The sequence below is a fragment of the Weizmannia sp. FSL K6-3076 genome, from assembly GCF_038007245.1.
GTDB classification, from domain to species: domain Bacteria; phylum Bacillota; class Bacilli; order Bacillales; family Bacillaceae_C; genus Weizmannia; species Weizmannia faecalis.
In genome coordinates, this window is record NZ_JBBOWU010000001.1 from 1,411,301 (window position 1) to 1,431,130 (window position 19,830).

General features: G+C 49.0%; 22 protein-coding genes and 1 pseudogene. 19 read left to right on the plus strand and 4 right to left on the minus strand.

Features of this window, described 5'->3' with window-relative positions:
• Window positions 1-123 precede the first annotated feature (123 nt).
• The 3 genes from hflX to NSS95_RS06475 all read left to right on the plus strand — a co-directional run bounded on the left by hflX (window position 124) and on the right by NSS95_RS06475 (window position 3,757).
• On the plus strand, window positions 124-1,374 hold the full coding sequence (hflX, locus tag NSS95_RS06465) for a GTPase HflX (RefSeq protein ID WP_340713844.1): 1,251 nt from the start codon (window positions 124-126) through the stop codon (window positions 1,372-1,374).
• A 73-nt stretch (window positions 1,375-1,447) separates the two neighbouring features.
• Window positions 1,448-2,719, plus strand: coding sequence for a methionine gamma-lyase family protein (locus tag NSS95_RS06470; RefSeq protein ID WP_340713845.1), 1,272 nt, complete (start codon window positions 1,448-1,450; stop codon window positions 2,717-2,719).
• 138 nt (window positions 2,720-2,857) lie between these two features.
• On the plus strand, window positions 2,858-3,757 hold the full coding sequence (locus tag NSS95_RS06475; protein WP_340713846.1) for a 5'-3' exonuclease: 900 nt from the start codon (window positions 2,858-2,860) through the stop codon (window positions 3,755-3,757).
• An 87-nt stretch (window positions 3,758-3,844) separates the two neighbouring features.
• Here the strand turns inward: NSS95_RS06475 and sspL are convergent, their stop codons facing one another.
• Window positions 3,845-3,985, minus strand: a complete 141-nt coding sequence (sspL, locus tag NSS95_RS06480) for a small, acid-soluble spore protein L (RefSeq protein WP_013859188.1) — start codon at window positions 3,983-3,985, stop codon at window positions 3,845-3,847.
• Between the two features lie 141 nt (window positions 3,986-4,126).
• Between sspL and NSS95_RS06485 the strand changes: the two genes are divergently transcribed.
• Window positions 4,127-4,303 carry a zinc-finger domain-containing protein gene (locus NSS95_RS06485; protein WP_014098476.1) on the plus strand — a complete coding sequence of 59 codons (177 nt, stop codon included), beginning with the start codon at window positions 4,127-4,129 and terminating at the stop codon, window positions 4,301-4,303.
• A 234-nt stretch (window positions 4,304-4,537) separates the two neighbouring features.
• Here the strand turns inward: NSS95_RS06485 and cspD are convergent, their stop codons facing one another.
• Window positions 4,538-4,741 (minus strand): cold-shock protein CspD, encoded by a 204-nt coding sequence (gene cspD / locus NSS95_RS06490; protein ID WP_013859190.1) that lies wholly within the window; start codon window positions 4,739-4,741, stop codon window positions 4,538-4,540.
• Between the two features lie 313 nt (window positions 4,742-5,054).
• On the opposite strand from cspD, the gene mntR reads away from it, so the two are divergent.
• The 10 genes from mntR to NSS95_RS06540 all read left to right on the plus strand — a co-directional run bounded on the left by mntR (window position 5,055) and on the right by NSS95_RS06540 (window position 14,720).
• On the plus strand, window positions 5,055-5,474 hold the full coding sequence (gene mntR / locus NSS95_RS06495; RefSeq protein ID WP_014098475.1) for a transcriptional regulator MntR: 420 nt from the start codon (window positions 5,055-5,057) through the stop codon (window positions 5,472-5,474).
• 312 nt (window positions 5,475-5,786) lie between these two features.
• A complete protein-coding gene (locus NSS95_RS06500; RefSeq protein WP_328229103.1) occupies window positions 5,787-7,472 on the plus strand; it encodes a formate--tetrahydrofolate ligase in 1,686 nt (561 codons plus the stop codon).
• 14 nt (window positions 7,473-7,486) lie between these two features.
• Entirely contained in the window at window positions 7,487-7,987 is a 501-nt protein-coding gene (locus NSS95_RS06505) for a hypothetical protein (protein ID WP_061087318.1), read from the plus strand.
• A gap of 84 nt (window positions 7,988-8,071) precedes the next feature.
• Window positions 8,072-8,722 carry an HD domain-containing protein gene (locus tag NSS95_RS06510; protein WP_061087317.1) on the plus strand — a complete coding sequence of 217 codons (651 nt, stop codon included), beginning with the start codon at window positions 8,072-8,074 and terminating at the stop codon, window positions 8,720-8,722.
• Window positions 8,719-10,602, plus strand: a complete 1,884-nt coding sequence (locus NSS95_RS06515) for an ABC-F family ATP-binding cassette domain-containing protein (RefSeq protein WP_110133971.1) — start codon at window positions 8,719-8,721, stop codon at window positions 10,600-10,602. Before NSS95_RS06510 ends, NSS95_RS06515 begins: the two co-directional genes overlap by 4 nt.
• A 251-nt stretch (window positions 10,603-10,853) precedes the next feature.
• Window positions 10,854-11,978 (plus strand): conserved virulence factor C family protein, encoded by a 1,125-nt coding sequence (locus NSS95_RS06520; RefSeq protein WP_110133972.1) that lies wholly within the window; start codon window positions 10,854-10,856, stop codon window positions 11,976-11,978.
• 18 nt (window positions 11,979-11,996) lie between these two features.
• Window positions 11,997-12,434: a BrxA/BrxB family bacilliredoxin gene (locus NSS95_RS06525; RefSeq protein ID WP_017550772.1), complete on the plus strand. Its 438-nt coding sequence runs from the start codon at window positions 11,997-11,999 to the stop codon at window positions 12,432-12,434.
• Window positions 12,435-12,544: 110 nt separating this feature from the next.
• The gene (locus tag NSS95_RS06530; protein WP_110133973.1) at window positions 12,545-13,123 is read left to right on the plus strand and encodes a YpjP family protein; all 579 of its coding nucleotides are present in this window, start codon (window positions 12,545-12,547) and stop codon (window positions 13,121-13,123) included.
• Between the two features lie 317 nt (window positions 13,124-13,440).
• A complete protein-coding gene (locus tag NSS95_RS06535) occupies window positions 13,441-14,235 on the plus strand; it encodes a thymidylate synthase (RefSeq protein WP_110133974.1) in 795 nt (264 codons plus the stop codon).
• A complete protein-coding gene (locus NSS95_RS06540; protein ID WP_110133975.1) occupies window positions 14,232-14,720 on the plus strand; it encodes a dihydrofolate reductase in 489 nt (162 codons plus the stop codon). The genes NSS95_RS06535 and NSS95_RS06540 overlap by 4 nt, the downstream gene beginning before the upstream one ends.
• Window positions 14,721-14,759: 39 nt before the next feature.
• On the opposite strand, the gene trhA is transcribed toward NSS95_RS06540, so the two are convergent.
• The gene (trhA, locus tag NSS95_RS06545; RefSeq protein ID WP_017550777.1) at window positions 14,760-15,398 is read right to left on the minus strand and encodes a PAQR family membrane homeostasis protein TrhA; all 639 of its coding nucleotides are present in this window, start codon (window positions 15,396-15,398) and stop codon (window positions 14,760-14,762) included.
• A gap of 180 nt (window positions 15,399-15,578) precedes the next feature.
• On the opposite strand from trhA, the gene NSS95_RS06550 reads away from it, so the two are divergent.
• Window positions 15,579-16,352: an SGNH/GDSL hydrolase family protein gene (locus NSS95_RS06550; RefSeq protein ID WP_110133976.1), complete on the plus strand. Its 774-nt coding sequence runs from the start codon at window positions 15,579-15,581 to the stop codon at window positions 16,350-16,352.
• A gap of 26 nt (window positions 16,353-16,378) precedes the next feature.
• Window positions 16,379-16,936, plus strand: coding sequence for a YpmS family protein (locus tag NSS95_RS06555; RefSeq protein WP_110133977.1), 558 nt, complete (start codon window positions 16,379-16,381; stop codon window positions 16,934-16,936).
• A gap of 145 nt (window positions 16,937-17,081) precedes the next feature.
• Here the strand turns inward: NSS95_RS06555 and NSS95_RS06560 are convergent, their stop codons facing one another.
• Complete coding sequence (locus NSS95_RS06560) at window positions 17,082-18,458, minus strand: RsmF rRNA methyltransferase first C-terminal domain-containing protein (protein WP_110133978.1); 1,377 nt, start codon at window positions 18,456-18,458, stop codon at window positions 17,082-17,084.
• A 134-nt stretch (window positions 18,459-18,592) separates the two neighbouring features.
• Here NSS95_RS06560 and msrA point away from each other — a divergent pair, with 134 nt between their 5' ends.
• From msrA to NSS95_RS16980, 3 genes and pseudogenes are all read left to right on the plus strand, one after another.
• Complete coding sequence (gene msrA, locus NSS95_RS06565) at window positions 18,593-19,129, plus strand: peptide-methionine (S)-S-oxide reductase MsrA (protein ID WP_017550781.1); 537 nt, start codon at window positions 18,593-18,595, stop codon at window positions 19,127-19,129.
• Window positions 19,119-19,541 carry a peptide-methionine (R)-S-oxide reductase MsrB gene (gene msrB, locus NSS95_RS06570; protein ID WP_017550782.1) on the plus strand — a complete coding sequence of 141 codons (423 nt, stop codon included), beginning with the start codon at window positions 19,119-19,121 and terminating at the stop codon, window positions 19,539-19,541. The genes msrA and msrB overlap by 11 nt, the downstream gene beginning before the upstream one ends.
• Window positions 19,542-19,735: 194 nt before the next feature.
• A pseudogene (locus tag NSS95_RS16980) lies at window positions 19,736-19,825 on the plus strand (YjcZ family sporulation protein); the annotation flags it as partial.
• Window positions 19,826-19,830: the final 5 nt, after the last annotated feature.

Below are 19,830 nucleotides of genomic sequence, written 5' to 3' on the forward strand. Positions count from 1 at the left end.
GGGCGGTAAAAAAGCGATATCGCATGAAGCCATGCCCTGTTTCCCAAAAAAAGCGCCTCGACATGTTATACTTGTGCGTTTTTTGGTAAGATAACAGGTATACTGGACGGAACAGGTGATGAAATGGAAAATAAAAAAGAAAGAGCGATTCTTGTCGGATGCGAATGGAGCGGCATCAGCCACAGCCGTTTTGCCTATTCAATGGAAGAGCTGAAGCGGCTTGTCGAAACGGCGCAGGGGGAAGCGGTGCTTGAAGTCGTACAAAAACGGGACAGGGTAGATGCTGCTACGTATATCGGAAAAGGCAAGGTAGCGGAACTAAAGGCGCTTGTTTCAGAACTGCAAGCTGATCTGATTGTTTTTAACGCGGAACTTTCGCCGAGCCAGCTCCGCAATCTCCAGGCCGCGGTGGAGTGCCGCGTGCTGGACAGGACACAGCTCATCCTTGATATTTTTGCGACGCGTGCCCGTTCAAAAGAAGGGAAGCTCCAGGTGGAACTGGCGCAGCTTGAGTATTTGCTGCCGCGTCTTGGCGGGCGCGGGACGGAGCTGTCGCGGCTCGGGGGCGGAATCGGCACGAGGGGGCCGGGGGAAACCCAGCTTGAAACGGACCGCCGCCATATCCGCCGCCGCATTTCTGAAATCAAGGCGCAGCTTGAAACGGTTGTCCACCACCGGGAGCGGTACCGCGAAAGGCGGAAAAAGAACCATGTGTTTCAAATTGCGCTTGTCGGCTATACCAACGCCGGAAAATCGACATTGTTTAATCGCCTGTCTGCCGCAAATTCTTATGAGGAAAACCAGCTGTTTGCCACGCTTGATCCGATGACAAGAAAAGTTGTGTTGCCAAGCGGTTATACGGCTTTGCTGACGGATACGGTCGGATTTATCCAGGACTTGCCGACGACGCTGATTGCGGCGTTCCGCTCGACCTTAGAAGAAGTGCGGGAAGCCGATTTGCTTTTGCATGTCATTGACAGTTCCAACCCGGATTATGACAACCATCAAAAAACGGTGCAGCGCCTGCTTTCCGAACTGGAAATGAACCATCTACCGCAGCTTGCCGTTTACAATAAAATGGATATAAAAGACAGCCATTTCGTGCCCAATGCACAAAATAGCATCATGATCAGCGCGAAAGACGAAAAAGACATCCACCGGCTGCTGTTGGAAATTGAAAAACAAGTGTTGGCCGAAATGGTGCCGTATCGCGCGCTTGTCCCGCAAACAGAAGGAAAGCTGCTTTCAGTTTTAAAAAGTGATACCATTTTAAGAGAACTAATTTTTAAAGAAGAAAATGAGGCATACCAGTGCAAGGGATATGCGCTTCCAGGCCATCCGGTTCTGGGCGCGATACAACAATATGCTGAATAAAAACCTTGCGCGCGGGTGCATGCAGCGGGTTGCCTTGCATGCACCCCATATTTTGAACGGAAAGGTGTAGAAAATGTACCAGTATTTGACTCATGGTGCCAAACTCAGGCAAATGGCAGAAGAGGCCGAGCGCCAAATCCGCCCGGTCCACAGCGCAATAGAAAAACGGGCGGAAGAGAACCAGTTCCGCGTTTTGCAAAGTTTTCAAAAGTATAAAGTGAGCGAGTCGCATTTTTATCCGTCGACCGGATACGGCTATGATGACGCCGGCAGGGAAACACTTGAGAACATATATGCCGATGTTTTCGGCGCGGAAGCCGGGCTTGTCCGCCCGCAAATCATTTCCGGGACACATGCGATTACGATTTCGCTTTTCGGCGTCCTCCGCCCGGGGGATGAATTGTTATACATAACCGGAAAGCCGTACGATACGCTTGATGAAATTACAGGGGTGCACGGTAGCGGTAACGGTTCGCTGCAGGAGTTTAACATAACCTATAATTATGTAAACTTGAAGGAAGACGGCACGGTCGATTTTGAAGCGGTAAGAAAAGCGATCCATCCCCATACAAAAATGGTTGCGATCCAGCGCTCAAAAGGATATGCGTCAAGACCTTCGTTTACAGTGGATGAGATCGGGGAAATGATCCGCTTTGTAAAAGAAATCAAGCCGGATGCAGTTGTGTTTGTCGACAACTGCTACGGCGAATTTGTAGAGGAGAAGGAGCCATGCCATGTTGGCGCGGATTTAATGGCCGGTTCGCTTATCAAAAATCCGGGCGGCGGGCTTGCGAAAACGGGCGGCTATATTGTCGGGAAGAAAAAATGGGTGGAAAGCTGCGCTTACAGGATGACATCTCCCGGAATTGGCGCGGAAGCAGGAGCATCGCTTTACAGCCTTCTTGAGATGTACCAGGGCTTCTTTCTGGCGCCGCATGTGGTGGCAGAGGCATTAAAAGGTGCGGTGTTTACATCGGCAATCTTGGAAAAATCCGGGATGAATACGTATCCGAAATGGGATGCGCCGAGGACGGACCTCATCCAGTCCGTTGAATTTGGCGACCCGGACAGCATGGTCGCCTTTTGCCAGGCGATCCAGTTTGCTTCACCGGTGAATTCTTATGTGACGCCATATCCGAGTGATATGCCCGGTTATGCGGACGATGTCATCATGGCAGCTGGCACGTTTATCCAGGGGGCAAGCATCGAGCTTTCCGCCGACGGCCCGCTCCGCCCGCCATACACCGCCTATGTTCAGGGCGGCCTTACGTATGCGCATGTCAAAATGGCCGTCCTGCTCGCGCTCGACCGGTTGATGGAAGAAAATCTTGTAGATCCCAGTTGAATTTTTCCCTGCTTTGATCTACGGTCGGCTGGATTTCAACCGGGCACAATGGTTCGCCCGTTTAGAACCGCCTTTTTTCAATGCGGCCAGTTGCTGGTTGTGTTATAATAACAGGATGATATTTGATGAGGTGATCGCATGAATAAGAGGCCGCATTTGCTTTTAATTGACGGGATGGCGCTCCTTTTCCGGGCTTTTTATGCCACTGCCGTGACGGGGCAGTTTATGGTGAATTCTAAAGGGATGCCGACAAACGGCGTGCAGGGCTTTTTGCGCCATTTGCTTTTGGCGGCTGAGAACAAAAAACCGACGCATGTGGCCGTTTGCTGGGATATGGGGAGCAAAACGTTCCGCAACGACCTGTACGGTGAATATAAAGCAAACCGGGACGTCCCGCCGGTTGAGATGATGCCGCAATTTGACCTGGCGAAAGAAACAGTGGAAGCTTTTGAAATTCCAAATGTCGGAGTGGCCGGGTATGAAGCGGACGACTGTCTTGGCACCCTTAGCAGCCGGTTCAAAGACGAGGCGGATATTTCCATTTTGACCGGCGACCGCGACATCTTGCAGCTTTTGGATGACCATGTGGAAGTCCATCTCCTCCAAAAAGGGTTCGGAAATTATAAAACCTATACAAAGGCGGCGTTTATGGACGAATACGGGGTGACGCCGCGGCAGTTTATCGATGTAAAAGCGCTGATGGGCGATGCAAGCGACGGGTATCCGGGTGTGAAGGGGATCGGTGAAAAAACAGCGTTTAAGCTCGTCAGCCGGTTTGGAAACATCAGCGGCATTTTGGGGCATCTCGGGGAGCTCACCCCGTCGCAGCAGAAAAAAATCGAAGCGGGATTGGAGATGCTGCACCTGAGCAGAAAACTTGCTGAAATCCGTTGTGATGTGCCTGTGGCTTTTTCTTTGGAAGAAGCGCGGTTTGGCCAGATTCCTGAAACGTTTATGGAACTGATGGAGGAACTGGAATTAAAAATGGTAAAACGCCATTTGGTTACAGCGCGGATAAACGCAAGCTTCATTTCTTAACCACTTTGCCCGGTTTAATTGGGGACGGAAAGTGGAAAAACAGCATTCAGGACAAGAATGCTGTTTTTCTTCTCCGTTTTGCGATTGTCAGATTTTTGTATTGGACTTTTTCGCGCGGTTTTCAAGGGTTGTTTTTGGGTCCGGCGCGAATGCCGCATCCTGTGCGATTCCTTGCGGCGTAACGGAATTTGCCGCTTTACCGCGGTTTGTATTGTCTTTTTTAGCCATCCTGATCACCTCTTGTTATAGCATGCCCAAATTCGGGGAAATTTTGATAAAGGGATCCCCGGGAAAGTCAGGCGTGCCGCAATGGATAAATGCACGTGCAATGCGGATGGGAAAGCTGGCGGAAAGAAAGAAGGGATAAAGATGGAAAGAAAACAACTCATCCGGGAAGTGGATGAAATATTAAAGACGTATTGTGAAGGCTGTTTTTTAAAATCGCATTTCCGGAAAACACGTGGGAAAAAATATGCCCACCAGTTTTGCATCCGGCAATGCACGGTAGGCGAAAAGCTGAAAAAATACGGCGACCGGTTATCGTGACGGGTGTTACAAAATGCGGGAAACAGGCGGCACCCGAAAACGGTTGCCCGTCTTGCCGTATTAAATCGAACAAAGTCGGCTCAGACAACAGGCGTGGCGGAAGACATCGCAGACTGTAAACAGTATACTGATGCAACAACCGGAAAAATGCCACAATCCGGTATTGTGAGGACTTACACAAATGCAGAAAAATAAAAGGCTGGCATAAAAGCCAGCCTCGTTGCATTCTATGATTTATGAAAGTTTTGTTACATTCGCTGCCTGAGGTCCGCGGTTGCCTTCAACGATGTCGAAAGAAACAGCTTGGCCTTCTTCCAATGTTTTGAATCCTTCACCTTGAATAGCGGTGAAATGAACGAAAACATCGTCTCCACCTTCAACTTCAATGAACCCGTAGCCTTTTTCGTTATTGAACCATTTTACTTTACCGTTTTGCATTTCTTAATCCTCCTAAATCAAAAGCACGTTCGTGCCAAAAAATGTTGCATTAAACAGATGAAAAACCGCCATCAAGGTCTGGGAAATCACTTGTTTAATGTTATAATTAATATACTCCATCCGGTATGGATAGTCAAGACAAACGAATCAAAAATGAGGGAAAATTGTTGTGAATTCTTAAATTTGCAAGCGGTTTAAAACTGGCGCAGCTTTTTTCAGGAATTCTTGTACATCATCCGTGATTATAGTAAACTGATGGTATTGTTATTGTACCGGCAGACTCAATATTTGTTGTAAGAATGGGGGCCCGTGGATGCCGACACCTAGTATGGAAGACTACATTGAACAGATTTTTATTCTGATTGAAAGCAAAGGATATGCGCGTGTTTCTGATATTGCAGAAGCGCTTTCCGTTCATCCTTCATCCGTCACGAAAATGGTACAGAAGCTGGATAAGGATGATTATCTTGTTTATGAAAAATACCGCGGACTGGTCCTCACCCCTAAAGGCAAAAAAATTGGAAAACGGCTCGTCGACCGCCATCATTTGCTTGAACAGTTTTTAAGGATCATCGGGGTCGACGAAGAAAATATTTATAGAGATGTAGAAGGAATTGAACATCACCTGAGCTGGAATTCCATTGACCGGATCGGAGACCTTGTCCAATACTTTGAGGAAGATCCGGGCCGGGTGAACGACCTGAAGCGGCTTCAGGCACAAAACGAGGATTGAATTTTCCGGCCTCCCTGCCCTTGAAATGGGTGCTGGTTCCTTTTTATGCACCGGATGATGGGGCATGTTGCCTAAAAGGCTGTCTGCCGGCACGCATCAGGATTTAGAACCCTCCCTGCTTGATGCAAGCAGGGCTCTTTCCCGCCAGCCGGAAAACAAACTTCGCATGGCGCCTTTATGCAGAAAATTAGGGCTAGAGCCAAACGATTTTCCGGTATGGGTGAAAAAATCCTTTTTTCAGGTGCAATGGGCTACAGGGGTATGTAGAATAGAAGATGGAAGCAGATTTTTGATGAAGCGGAGGATTTGACATTGCCAAGCCATTCGATTGGAAAGACGGATATTGATATTGCACAGCATGCTTCGCTGAAACCGATCAAAGAAATTGCGGAAACCGTGCAGCTTGCAGAAGAAGACCTTGAATATTACGGGAAATACAAGGCGAAAATTACATATGAAAAAATCAAGCAGCTTAAAACCAAAAAAGACGGAAAATTATTTCTTGTCACTTCCATCAATCCGACGCCGGCTGGGGAAGGCAAGTCAACCGTCACAATCGGACTCGGCGATGCATTAAAACAGCTGGGCCATAAAACCGTGATTGCCTTAAGGGAGCCATCACTCGGACCGGTCATGGGGCTGAAAGGGGGCGCAACGGGCGGCGGTTATGCACAAGTCTTGCCGATGGAAGAGATCAATCTTCATTTCACAGGCGATTTTCATGCGATTACCGCTGCCAATAATGCCATTTCCGCTTTGCTGGACAACCATATCCACCAGGGAAATCCATTGCAGATTGACCAGCGCCGCATTGTCTGGAAGCGGGCGGTCGATTTAAATGACCGGGCGCTGCGCCATGTGGTTGTCGGCCTCGGCGGTCCCGGCCAGGGTGTGCCCCGTGAAGACGGATTTGACATTACGGTGGCTTCTGAACTGATGGCCGTTTTATGCCTGGCGGAAGATCTCGAAGATTTAAAAAGGCGGATTGCGAACATCGTTGTAGCCTACAATTACGAAAAGAAACCCGTAACCGTCGGTGACCTCGGAATCGAAGGCGCGATTGCCTTATTGCTGAAAGATGCCTTAAAACCGAATCTTGTCCAGACGATCGAACATACACCGGCCCTTGTCCACGGCGGCCCGTTTGCCAATATAGCGCACGGCTGCAACAGCGTGATGGCGACCAAAACCGCTTTGAAACTAGCCGATTATGTCGTCACGGAAGCCGGCTTTGGTGCCGATCTCGGGGCTGAAAAATTCCTCGACATTAAAGCGCGGGCGGCCGGCCTGAAGCCGGACGGCGTTGTGATTGTCGCCACCATCCGCGCCTTAAAAATGCACGGCGGGGTGTCAAAGGAAGATTTGGCGGCAGAAAATATTGCGGCTCTTGAAGCCGGGCTTTTAAACCTGCAAAAACATGTTGAAACGATCGCTTCATTCGGTCTGCCGTTTGTCGTTGCCATCAACCAGTTTATATCAGACAGTGATGCGGAAATTGCTGTCTTAGAAAAATGGTGCAGTGAACGCGGCATTCCCGTGTCGCTTACGGAAGTGTGGGAAAAAGGGGGCGCGGGTGGCATAGATCTTGCGGCCAAACTGCTGGAAGCCGCCAAACAGCCGCATACATTCAGGCCGGTGTACCCGCTTGAATCAACCATTGAAGAAAAGATAGAGGCGATTGTGCGCCAGGTGTATGGCGGCCGCGGTGCCGAATTCTCCGCGAAGGCGCAAAAACAAATCCACGAATTTGAACAATTCGGATGGGGACATCTTCCTGTTTGCATTGCAAAAACGCAGTATTCCTTATCCGATGACCCGCACAAAACGGGTCGTCCGTATGATTTTGCGATCCATGTCCGCGAACTTGTCCCGAAGCTTGGCGCCGGGTTTATCGTTGCCCTGACAGGAGACGTTCTGACCATGCCGGGTCTTCCGAAAGAACCGGCCGCTTACCGGATGGATGTTGATGCGGACGGCCGCGCATCCGGGCTCTTTTAAACGGGGGACAGGCGATGTTTGACCCAACTGCTTTTGAAAATATGAAGACTGTATTCGAAGGTGCTGCCTATGAGCTTGATTTACGAGGGGAAGCATCCATCACCGGAAGAAAAGACCTGGTCGACCTGGCGGAAATGTCCCGGGAATACCGCATTACGCTTCAGCTTCCGGAATGGCAGGAAGCAAGCGTAACGATCTGTCTTTCGGCTTCGCTCGGGCAGCTGGCGGCGGAAATACTGGATCTCGCGTCCGGTGCCAAAGCGGGTGCCAGTGCGGCCGTAACTTTTTCCTGGAAAAACAGAGACCGATCCGCTGATTATAAACAGATTATCTTTTCCGCATGGGGAAACGGCAACCGGCGCCGCATCGAGGAAAGGACTGTCCGCTCATCACGCTCGGGTGTAACCGAAGAAGTTGCCATCGATTTTGCCCGGCTAATAACGGAAGATTTAATGGATGATTTGCTTAAGATGCCCTCAGATGCCGTGAAGACTTTGCACCGGATGAGGGTCTAACAAAAGCTGCACGCCCCGTCGTGCAGCTTTTGGCTTGCTTGCCCAAAAAACATGATAAAATGAAGGACAAAGAAAGGGGATTTTATGTATAAACATCCGGTTCTTTTACAGATTGAACAGTTCGCCCGCGCTTTCCACAGCGGAGATGCTTCCGGTCATGACTGGCACCACATTAGGCGTGTCCGCGGGCTTGCACTTTATATTGCGGAAAAAGAGGAAAAAGGTGATCGATTTATCATTGAAGCTAGCGCCCTTTTGCACGATATTCCGGACGTAAAGCTGAACGCGGACAACCAGAAAGGGGCGAAAAAACTGAAGGCCTTTTTAAACAGCCTCCCGTTAACGGAATATCAAAAAGAGCAAATTCAAAATATCGTTGCAAGCATTTCTTTTAAAGGCGGCAATGAAACAGAACTGGTGCATTTTGAGGCAATGGCTGTCCGTGATGCCGACCGGTTGGATGCAATCGGGGCAATTGGGATCGCTCGCGCATTCGCATACGGCGGAAAAAAGGGTCAGCCGCTCTATGACCCGGAACTGCCGGTGAGAAAACAAATGACTGAAGAAGAATATCGAAACGGGAAAACTTCCTCGATCCATCATTTTTATGAAAAGCTATTACTTTTAAAAGATAGGCTGTACACTGAGGCGGCGAAAAAACTTGCAGAAGAACGCCACTACTTTATGGAGCAGTTTTTACAGGAATTTTTCAAAGAATGGAATGTTGAACGATGAAAATATTTCAAGCCCAGGGACTGACAAAATCTTACGGGGAAAAAGTGCTGTTTGGTGATCTTTCTTTCCACATCGGGGAACAGGAACGGATCGGCCTTGTCGGCGTCAATGGCACCGGAAAATCGAGCCTGCTGAAAATCATTGCGGGACAGGATGAAGCGGATAGCGGGGAACTGAGCACGACGAACGATTATACCATTGGTTATTTGCCGCAGGAGCCTGAACTGAATCCGGCCTTCACGGTCCTTGAACAGGTATATAAAAGCGAGTCTCCAATTATGGCGCTTTTACGTTCCTATGAAGAGGCGCTGCTTGAAGTCGGGAAGGATCCGGGAAATGCAGGCAAACAGGATCGATTGTTCCGGCTGCAAAAAGAAATGGATGCCGCCGGTGCATGGGAAGCCGGCGCCAATGCACAGACGGTTCTTTCAAAACTTGGCATCCGCGATTTGGGCAGAAAAATTTCGGGATTGTCAGGCGGACAGAAAAAGCGGGTCGCCCTTGCCCGGGTATTAATGGAAACACCCGATTTGTTGATTTTGGATGAGCCGACCAACCATCTCGACTATCCGGCTGTCAAGTGGCTGGAAGCATTTATTGCAAAATATCCCCGCTCTGTCCTGTTTGTGACACATGACCGCTATTTCCTCGACCGGGCGGCAAAACGGATTTTCGAACTTAGCGGCGGAAAAATATACAGCTACAAAGGGAATTACCAGGATTTTATGGAAGCAAAAGCGCAGCGGGAAGAAGCGCAACTGCAGCAGGAAGAAAAACGGAAAAATTTGTACAGGCGGGAGCTTGCCTGGATGAAGCGCGGGGCAAAGGCACGTTCGACAAAACAAAAAGCAAGGATCGGGCGTTTTGAAGAACTGGAATCCAGCCTCGGCAAAAGCCCCCGGCAGCAGGAAGCCGATATCGCTTTGTCCGGCAGCCGCCTCGGCAAACAGGTTTTTGAACTGCAGCATGCTAATAAAGCGTTCGGTTCAGAGACGATTCTAAAGGATTTCAACCTGCTCGTAAAGCCGGGTGACCGGATCGGCATCGTCGGGAAAAATGGAAGCGGAAAATCAACTTTGATGAACATTCTCGCTGGCAGGATTCCGCTCGATTCCGGGGAACGCCTCACCGGGCAGACCGTCAAAATCGCGTATTACCGTCAGGAAACGCCAGGCATGAATGAAGATAAGCGGATGATCGAGTATATACGGGAAGCGGGGGATACGGTGACAACAAAAGACGGGGAAACGATTTCCGCCGCGCAAATGCTGGAAAGATTTCTTTTTGACATGCACACGCACGGCACCCCGGTCAGAAAACTGTCGGGCGGCGAAAAGCGCAGGCTGTATTTGCTCAGGCTTCTGATGTCGCGGCCAAATGTGCTGCTTTTGGACGAACCGACGAATGATCTCGATACGGAGACGCTTACCGTGCTTGAAGATTATATCGGAGCGTTTCCAGGCGTCGTCATCTCGGTTTCACACGACCGCTATTTTCTTGATAAAACCGCGGAGCAGCTGCTTATTTTTGAAGGCGGTGGCAAAATCAGCCGCTTTTTTGGCCGTTACAGCGACTACCTCGAAATCGCGCATGAAACGCCGGCACAGGAGGAAAAAATGGATGTGCCAAAGCCTAAACGGGAACCGAAACGAAAAAAATGGTCTTACAATGAGCAGCGGGAATGGGAAGAGATAGACGAAAAAATTGAAGCATGCGAGCAAGCCATTGCCGAACTGAACGAACAATTGGAACAAGCCGGCTCCGATTTTGTCAGGGCCCAGGACATTTCAAAAGCGCTCGAAGAAGAAAACGAGCGGCTGGAAGGCCTTATTGAACGCTGGAACTATCTTTCCGAGCTGCAGGAAGGAAAAGACAAGTAAACATTTTGGTAAGCGTCCCGTTTTGTCCGGAAGCATGGCATCTATCTCGCCGCTTTCCGGGCTGCGGGAAGGAATGGGCGGCAGCCGGAAACATGCTTTTTGAAAGGAAAAAGGGCGAGCCAGCGAACGCACAAAAGATGTTTCCCATTTTCAAGATACGCTTGATATTTCCGAAAAGAATCAACTCATTCGTGTATCCACTGTGTTTATGTTAAAATGCAAGTAGACTGGATGGGAAAGGCGGTGTGGAAATGAAAATTAAAGCGATTGAACCAACGCCGAGCCCGAATACGATGAAAGTCGTATTGACGGAAGCACTGCCGGACGGCGCCCGCAGCAATTATAAGAAAGGGCAGGAAGAAGGGGTGCCGCCTGTGATCCGCCGTATCCTTGATATCGAAGGCGTGAAAGGCGTATACCATGTTGCGGATTTTCTCGCGGTGGAGCGGCATGGTAAAACGGACTGGCAGGACATTTTGCCGAAAGTGCGTGAGGTGTTCGGGGAGGCGGAAACAGAAACCGGAAACAGTCCCCGTGCCAATGAGCATTTCGGGGAAGTCCAGGTGTTTGTCCAGATGTTTAAAGGCATTCCGCTCCAGGTCAAACTGACGGACGGGGAACAGGAAAAACGTTTTGGGCTGCCGGATTATTTTGCCGAGGCGCTTGCCGCTGCGCAACTGGAAGGCGACAATTATGTTTTCTTGCGGAAATGGAAAGACTTCGGCGTGCGGTACGGAGAGATGCAAGAAATTGGTGCGGAAGTCACAGAAGAAATCATTGCCGCTTATCCGAAAGAAAGGCTAAACCGGCTTGTAAATGAAGCGCAGCATCCGGAGCAGGTTCCCGCTGCCAAAAAAAGGCTGAAATTAACGCCCGGCATGCTGGAAACGGATGACTGGCGCAAAAGGTACCGGCTCCTTGAACAAATGGAAGACCCCGATCTTTCCGACCTGCCTGTCCTTGAGAAAGCCTTGGAAGATGAAAAACCATCGATCAGGCGGCTTGCCGTTGTTTATTTGGGCATGGTGAAAGACAAGCGGGTGCTGCCGCTTTTATACCGTGGTCTGCATGATGCGAATGCAAGCGTGCGGCGGACGGCAGGCGACTGTCTTAGCGATCTCGGGTTCAAAGAGGCATGCGGGGAAATGGCAAAAGCGCTCAAAGACAAAAGCAAAATTGTCAGGTGGCGCGCCGCCATGTTTTTATACGAAGCGGGTGACGAAGCTTCTCTACCGGCTTTAAGGGAAGCGGAAAACGACCCTGAATTTGAAGTCAGGCTCCAGGTCAGAATGGCGATTGAGCGGATTACAAAAGGCGAAGAAGCAAAAGGCTCGGTCTGGAAGCAGATGACAGAAGCAAGGCAAATCCAGCCATAATTAAAGGAGGACATCAACATGTCAATGGCATATGAAGAATACATGCGGGCGCTTATTACCCCGATGAGGGAAGAATTGACGGCAAACGGGTTTACGGAACTGCGTACACCGGAAGAAGTAGAGGCCTATATGGAAAAAGCGGAAGGCACCACGCTGGTTGTCGTGAACTCGGTGTGCGGCTGCGCAGCCGGGCTTGCGCGTCCGGCAATTGTTGAGGCAATCCGGACGGCTGAAAAGAAGCCGGACCATCTTGTTACGGTATTTGCCGGCCAGGACAAAGAAGCAACGGCAAAAATGCGTGAGTATTTTACCGGCATCGAACCCTCCTCCCCTTCTGTGGCGCTTCTTCAAGGGAAAGAAGTGGCCCATTTTATCCCGAGAAGCGATATCGAAGGGCATGAAGTCGAAGAAATCATCGAAAATCTGCATGCTGCTTTTGACCAACACTGCGCATAAAATTGCGGCCCCGTATGCATCATTCCGGTTGCAAAATGGGGCCTGTTTTTTCTGTGTAAATATTATATAATAAATACATATTCGAACTGTTGGGATATGGAGGGGATCACGTGAAAAACTGGCTGAAAAAATCAATGGTTATCCTTGTTTCTGTTTTAACATTCGGCCTTGTCCCCCCTTCCCATGCAATCTGGAATCATCTCTATAAAACTGGCAATGAAACGGCGGAAACGACTTCTGCTTATTCCAATCGGACGGCTGCCACAAGCCGCAAGATTGACAGTGCCGCGCTTGCTCGGTCATTCGTTGAAGATGCAGAAGAACGGGCTTATCTGAAATTCGGGGAAAGGATCAGGCCTGTTATTGAAGACGAGTTCCGTGCTGCCGTTTTGCCAAACATTCAAACCGCCATCGCGGAAACGCTGCAGGAATACCCGCAGGACAAACTACCGCTGCTCGCTGTTTCAGACCAGCCGAGTGCGGGAACCGGTGAAAAAATGTTTCATATTTACAATACGGAAACAAATAAAGACATCATCCGTTTCCATGTCCGGCGCGACCATCCGCCCGGCGACGGCTACTATTTTAATTTCCATTACCATGTAGCCTTTGACCATTTCCAAACGCACCGCCACCTTGGCACCATTTACTGGGGCAAAAACATGCCGCCGCAATGGATGAAAGGATAAAGGCGGGTTGAAGAACGCTTGCCGCGGCAGCAGCTGACAGCGCTGCAACGGATAAAAGACTAAAGCGGTGTGGAAGACGGACACCCCTAACATCCAGTCGAACATTTCATGCGCTTTTTGCAAACGCAGTGAATACAGCACCGGCAGAAGGATGTAAGATGAGCGAAACATGGCTCCTTTGTTGCCGGCCGCAAAAAGGAATAATTATGCAAATGGATGGCTTTGCTGCCCCATTGTAAAAACTGGAATTTAATTTATATAACGCAATTTTCCAGGATAGAAACCCGGATATTTGAATGACAAAGGATGGAATCATGATGAAACAATATTTAGATCTTTGCCGCGAAGTGCTTGAAAACGGCGTCAAAAAAGATGACCGGACCGGTACCGGAACGATCAGCGTTTTCGGCCATCAAATGCGGTTTCATCTGGAGGACGGTTTTCCGCTTCTGACAACTAAGAAACTGCATTTGAAATCGATTATTTATGAACTGCTCTGGATGCTTGAAGGAGATACGAATGTAAAATACCTCCAGGAAAACGGCGTCCGAATTTGGAATGAGTGGGCAGATGAAAACGGCGACCTCGGCCCGGTTTACGGGCAACAATGGCGTTCATGGCAAACCCGGGACGGGCGGACGATCGACCAGATCACCCAGGTCATTGAACAAATCAAAACCAATCCGGATTCCAGGCGCCTGATCGTTAACGCATGGAATGTCGGGGAGATTGACAGGATGGCACTGCCGCCGTGCCATTGCTTTTTCCAGTTTTATGTGGCAAACGGCAAGCTGTCATGCCAGCTGTACCAGCGTTCGGCCGATATTTTCCTCGGCGTGCCGTTTAACATTGCTTCTTACGCGCTGCTTACGATGATGATTGCGCAGGTTACGGGGCTGGAACCGGGGGACTTTGTCCATACGCTTGGCGATGCCCATATTTACTTGAACCATATCGAACAAGTGAAGTTGCAGCTGACACGGGAGCCCCGCAAGCTGCCGAAAATGGTTTTGAATCCTGAAGTAAAAGACATTTTCTCCTTCCGGTACGAAGATTTTACATTAAAAGATTACAATCCGTATCCGCACATCCCGGGGAAGGTGAGTGTATGATTTCCTTTTTATGGGCGGAAGATGAAAAAGGCGTGATTGGAAAGAACAATGCGCTTCCGTGGCATCTTCCCGAAGACTTGAAGTATTTTAAAAACATAACAATGGGTCATCCGGTTGTCATGGGAAGGCGGACGTTTGAATCGATCGGAAAGCCGCTTCCCGGCAGAACGAATATTGTGATGACGAGAGACCCGGATTTTAAGGCCGAAGACTGCGTCGTTGTCGCAGGCAAAACAGAACTGTTAAAATGGGCGGATGCACATGGCGGTGAGATTTTTGTCACGGGCGGCGCGGAGATTTTTGCCCTGCTGCTTGAGGAAGCGGAAAAATTGTACCGGACGAAAATACATGCTGACATGGAAGGCGATACCTATTTTCCGCCTGTTGACTGGGAGGAGTGGGAAATGGCTTCCAGCACAAAAGGGATAAAAAACGAAAAAAATCCTTATGACTACGAATTTCAAGTATTTGTACGGAAAAGGTAAAAAACCATGGAAACATTCCCATGGTTTTTCTCTGTGCCATCAGACATAAAATAAAATCGTGAAGTACATAAACGCGCTTCCGGCAATGACAAAGATATGCCAGATCGCATGGGAGTAAGGAAGGTTTTTCCATGTGTAGAACACGGCGCCTACCGAGTAGCAGATCCCACCTGAAAAAAGGAGCCAGAATCCCGGAGCCGTAAGCCCTTTATACAAAGGCTCAATCGCAATGAGGATCAGCCAGCCCATGATTAAGTAAAGCATCGTGGACAATAATTTAAAGCGGTGAATGAGAAAACATTTTCCGGCAATGCCAATGGCAGATACTCCCCATACGACCGAAAACAGTACCCATCCCAAAGTGCCATGCAGTGTAATCAGCACAATCGGCGTATACGTTCCGGCAATTAACAAGTAAATGGCAGAATGGTCCAGAATCGCGAGAAATGTTTTCACTTTCGTCCAGTAAAAGCTGTGCAGCAGTGTGGAAAACAAATACAAAAGCAGCATGGAAACCCCGAAAACAAGAAAACTTCCTAGATAGAGCGGGTTATTCTTTTCTGCGGCGAAAACGACGAGTATAACCATCGCCGGAATGCTGAGCAGAAAACCGATGCCATGCGTAACGGCATTGGCCAGTTCCTGTTTCCAGGATGAAAGCAGTGTTGAAGTTGTCAAAAATTTAAACCACCTTCGTCTTTAAGCTTCTCTTTATTATAGGGTTTTGCGGGGCAATCTGCAATGGAAACAACTTGCGTCTTTAGCGGGTGCAATTTTATGCATTCATCAGCAGAAGATCCCGTTTTTCATGTTATAATGGGTACATTGTAAATTCAGAAAGGCTAAGTGGTGTCAAAAATGAAAAAATGGTTCATTCCTCTTCTCGCTTCCGTTGCGCTTGCCTTATCGGGCTGTTCACACGGCATAACCGGCCTGTTGTTTAAACCGGCAAGCAACGAAAAAAAGATGGTGCCAGTTCCGCTGCACATCGTCTCGATCGGGGACTCCCTGACTGAAGGCGTAGGCGACAGCAAAGGGCGCGGCGGTTACACCTATTACTTGAAAAATGAACTGGACGCCTTAAAGGGTGTGAAAAAAACCACCATTGCCAATTATGGCGTAAAAGGGAACCGGACCGACCAATTGCTTGCCCGGCTCCAAGATGAAAAAATCCGGAAGTCCATCAAGGATTCAGATGTTGTTATGATTACCATCGGCGGCAATGATATGATGAAAGTGCTCCGTGAAAATATTTCCAATTTAAACAAGCAGGAGTTTGAGGCGGCCATTCCGGGGTACAAACAACGGCTCGATCAAATTTTCCGCCGCATCCGCGCGATCAATCCGAATGTAAAGATTGCGCTCGTCGGCCTCTATAACCCTTTTTCGAAGTGGCTGACCGATATAAAAGAAGTGGACCAAATGCTTGCAGCCTGGAATGATGCCAGCAAAGAGGTGGTATCGCGCTATAAAAATACCATTTTTATCCCGGTTGCCGATATTTTTGAGAACAACGAAGATGAATTGCTTTATGACGATCATTTCCATCCGAACGATGAAGGGTATAAACGGATGTCGAAACGGATTTACCGATATCTCCTGAAAGGAAATTTTTTGGGGATTCCAAAATAGCAAAGTGGTAAAGGAATGATGCTTGCGTGAAAAGAAACCCATGGAAAATCGCTTTTTTTGCACTGGCTTCAGTGGTTGTGGCCTTTGTACTTGTGCTTTCCTTTTTTCTTTTTGTGCCGGATGGCCGCGTGCCCAAACCGGAAAAAACCGGAAAAACGATTGATTTGCGGGTAGAGACAAACAAGGCGGACTTAACGGCGCTCATTAACCGTTATTTGCGGGAAGAAAAAATAAAAGGGAAAGTGCTTTTAAATGATGAAGTCGTCTACTATGGAACTGTCGGGGTCTTTTCTGAAAAAATGCAGTACAAGATGACGTTTAAGCCGAAAGCGTTAAAGAACGGGGATCTCGTTTTAAAACAAAAATCGGTATCCCTCGGTTCCGTCCATCTCCCGGTATCCTATATTTTACAATTCGTCAAAACGACCTACCATCTGCCGAAATGGGTGATCATCCAGCCGGGCGAAAAACTGGTGTATGTCCAGCTGCAAAATATGAAGCTGGAAAACGGCGCCAAGGTGAAAGCCAACGAATTTGATTTGCAGCATGATGACATCTCGTTTACACTTGGATTTCCAAAATAACGCAAAAAGCCGGCCCTTAAAAGCCGGCTTTTCAATATGCCACAGAAGGTTTCGCCGCCGCCTGTGCACATGATACGGGTTTTAAACGATCTTGACGCGGACGTAAACGGCACCAAAACACTTGTCTGTGCGCATTACACGGGTTTTAAACGATCCTTAACCCTTTCGGATAAAAGTTTTTCAAAATGCCGCCCGCTTCTTTGCTCCAGCCGAGCGGAAAACCGTCCACCGTGATCAGGACCCAGCCGCGATTCTCGCTTGTTCCCGGCAGTGTCTCCCCTTTTAAATAGCGGATGCATTCACTGCTTTCGGCGCGAAGGTCCATCCGGTGTTTGCATTGTCCGGCTTTCAGGGCAAGCGCGAGCGCGTGATTCGGTTCAAATCGGTTTTTTTTGAAAGTACCGAGATGCAGGCCGCACCGGACAAGGCGGAGCCCCTTTATCTGCGGACAGTTAAAAGGCAGCAGGAAAAGCTCGTTTTTATACATAAAAAAGGAGCGCCTGCCCGGGTCAAAATGCTGGAGGGTGTTTTTGGCAAAGGTTGTCCAGTCTTTTTCCTGTTGTATTGAAAGCTTCATGCCCTTTTCAAGCGGCACCGTTTGCCCCGTTTCCCCCGGGTGTTTGCGCATTTTTGCGGCAAAATGGCCTTCGCCTTTTAAGCGATGCGGCCATAAACGCGCCGCATTGGACAAATCTTGCCGCTTTTCTGTTGCCCATTCCGGCTTTCCCGGTCCGACGCCGTGTTCATGGGGAATCGGCACCAGGGCCATGTCTTCATGCCGCGCCAAAAAAGCTTCAATCGTCTGTTCGTTTTCTTCCGGAGAAAAGGTGCAGGTCGAATAAACAAGGGTGCCGCCGGGTTTTAACATCTTCCAGGCGTGCTCCAAGATCGCGCGCTGTTTTTGAGCGCACGCTTCGACATGTTCCTGGCTCCAGAAACGTGCTGCTTCAGGATCTTTTCTGAACATGCCCTCCCCGGAACAGGGGGCGTCAACCAAAATTTTATCGAAATAGTTTTCGAAATGCCGGCTCAGTTTTTCAGGCGTTTCGTTTGTCACAACGGTATTGGAGAATCCAAGCCGTTCGATATTTTCAGAAAGCGCGCGCACCCGCTTCGGATGGATTTCATTTGCAAGCAGAAATCCGTTTTCGCCGATTCCGGATGCAATTTGCGTCGATTTGCCGCCCGGCGCGGCGCATAAATCAAGTACTTTATCGCCTTTTTCAAGCCCGAGCTGCCCGGCGATAAACATCGCGCTCGGCTCCTGGATATAATAGAGCCCGGCGGCATGGTACGGGTGTTTTCCAGGCTTGTCTTTTTCTTCATCAAAATAATAACCGGAGGCAAAAGGGATGTTTTCCAAATGGAAAGGGTTGTGCGCATGCCATTCCGTTTCGCTCACTTTTGCCGGATTCAGGCGCAATCCGGATGTCCGCGGTTTTTCATAGGAGCGGAAAAAATCATCGGCTTCCTTTCCAAGCAGCTTCCCCATCTTTTCCATAAAGGTTTCAGGTAATTCCAATCATGAGACCCCTTTCCGTTAAAATCGCCGCTATGATCCATTATAATGAAATCGGGGCTTGCAGTCACGAAACTGGATGAAAACAACATCAACAGGTAAAATAAAAAATAATCTTTTATAAAGGGGGGAGCCGCATGGCAGAGGAAACCGCGATTTTTGCCGGCGGATGCTTCTGGTGCATGGTCCATCCTTTTGACCAATTGCCCGGCATTCAAAAAGTTGTTTCTGGGTACACAGGCGGAACAAAGCCGAACCCGACATATGAGGAAGTGTGCTCCGGTGCGACCGGGCATACAGAAGCTGTTGAAATTACGTTTGATCCGGAAGTTTTTCCTTACGAAAAGCTGCTTGACATTTACTGGCGACAAATTGACCCGACAGATGCAGGCGGGCAGTTTTACGACAGGGGGGGCTCTTACCGGCCGGTTATTTTCTATCAAAACGAAGCCCAGCGGCAGGCGGCGGAAGCTTCAAAAAAACGGCTGGAAGAGAGCGGGCGGTTTAAAAAGCCGATTGCTGTCACAATTGAACCGGCTTCTGCCTTTTATCCGGCGGAAAGTTACCATCAGGATTATTACCGGAAAAATCCGACCCATTACGAGGCTTACCGGCAAGGTTCAGGCAGGGCCGCATTTATCCGCAACCATTGGAGGGATGAACATGAAGGATGAAAAACTGACGCCTTTGCAATATGAAGTGACGCGGAAAAACGGAACGGAACCGCCGTTTCAAAATGAATACTGGAACGAGTTCCGCGACGGTATTTATGTCGATGTTATTTCCGGAAAACCGCTGTTCAGTTCAAAAGATAAATATGATGCAGGCTGCGGCTGGCCGAGTTTTACAAAACCGATTGATGCCGGCCAACTTACCGAACGGCTTGATACGAGCCACGGCATGATTCGTACGGAAGTGAGAAGCAAGGCGTCTGACGCGCATTTGGGCCATGTGTTTCCGGATGGGCCAGGCCCTGCGCATCTTCGGTACTGCATGAATTCAGCCGCGATGCGTTTTATTCCGAAAGAAAAGCTTGAGGAAGAAGGATATGGGGAGTATCTTGCGCTCTTTGAAGAAAAAGAATAAGCCGGCTGGGCGGATGCACATACAAAACGGGCCCGTATCCCATACGATGCACTGTACAGAAAAACAGTTTTTTTTGAGGAGTGAATGGGATGTATTACGGCCATGAAGGTGCTTACCCTGCATATGACCCCTGCTGCGGCTACGGATACGGTTATGGGTCTGGTTACGGATACGGTTCCGGTTACGGCTGGGGCTTTGCAGGACACAGAAACGGCTTTGCTTTAATTGTTGTGCTGTTTATTTTGCTGATCATTATCGGCGCATGCTGGATCGGCCCCAATTAAAAACG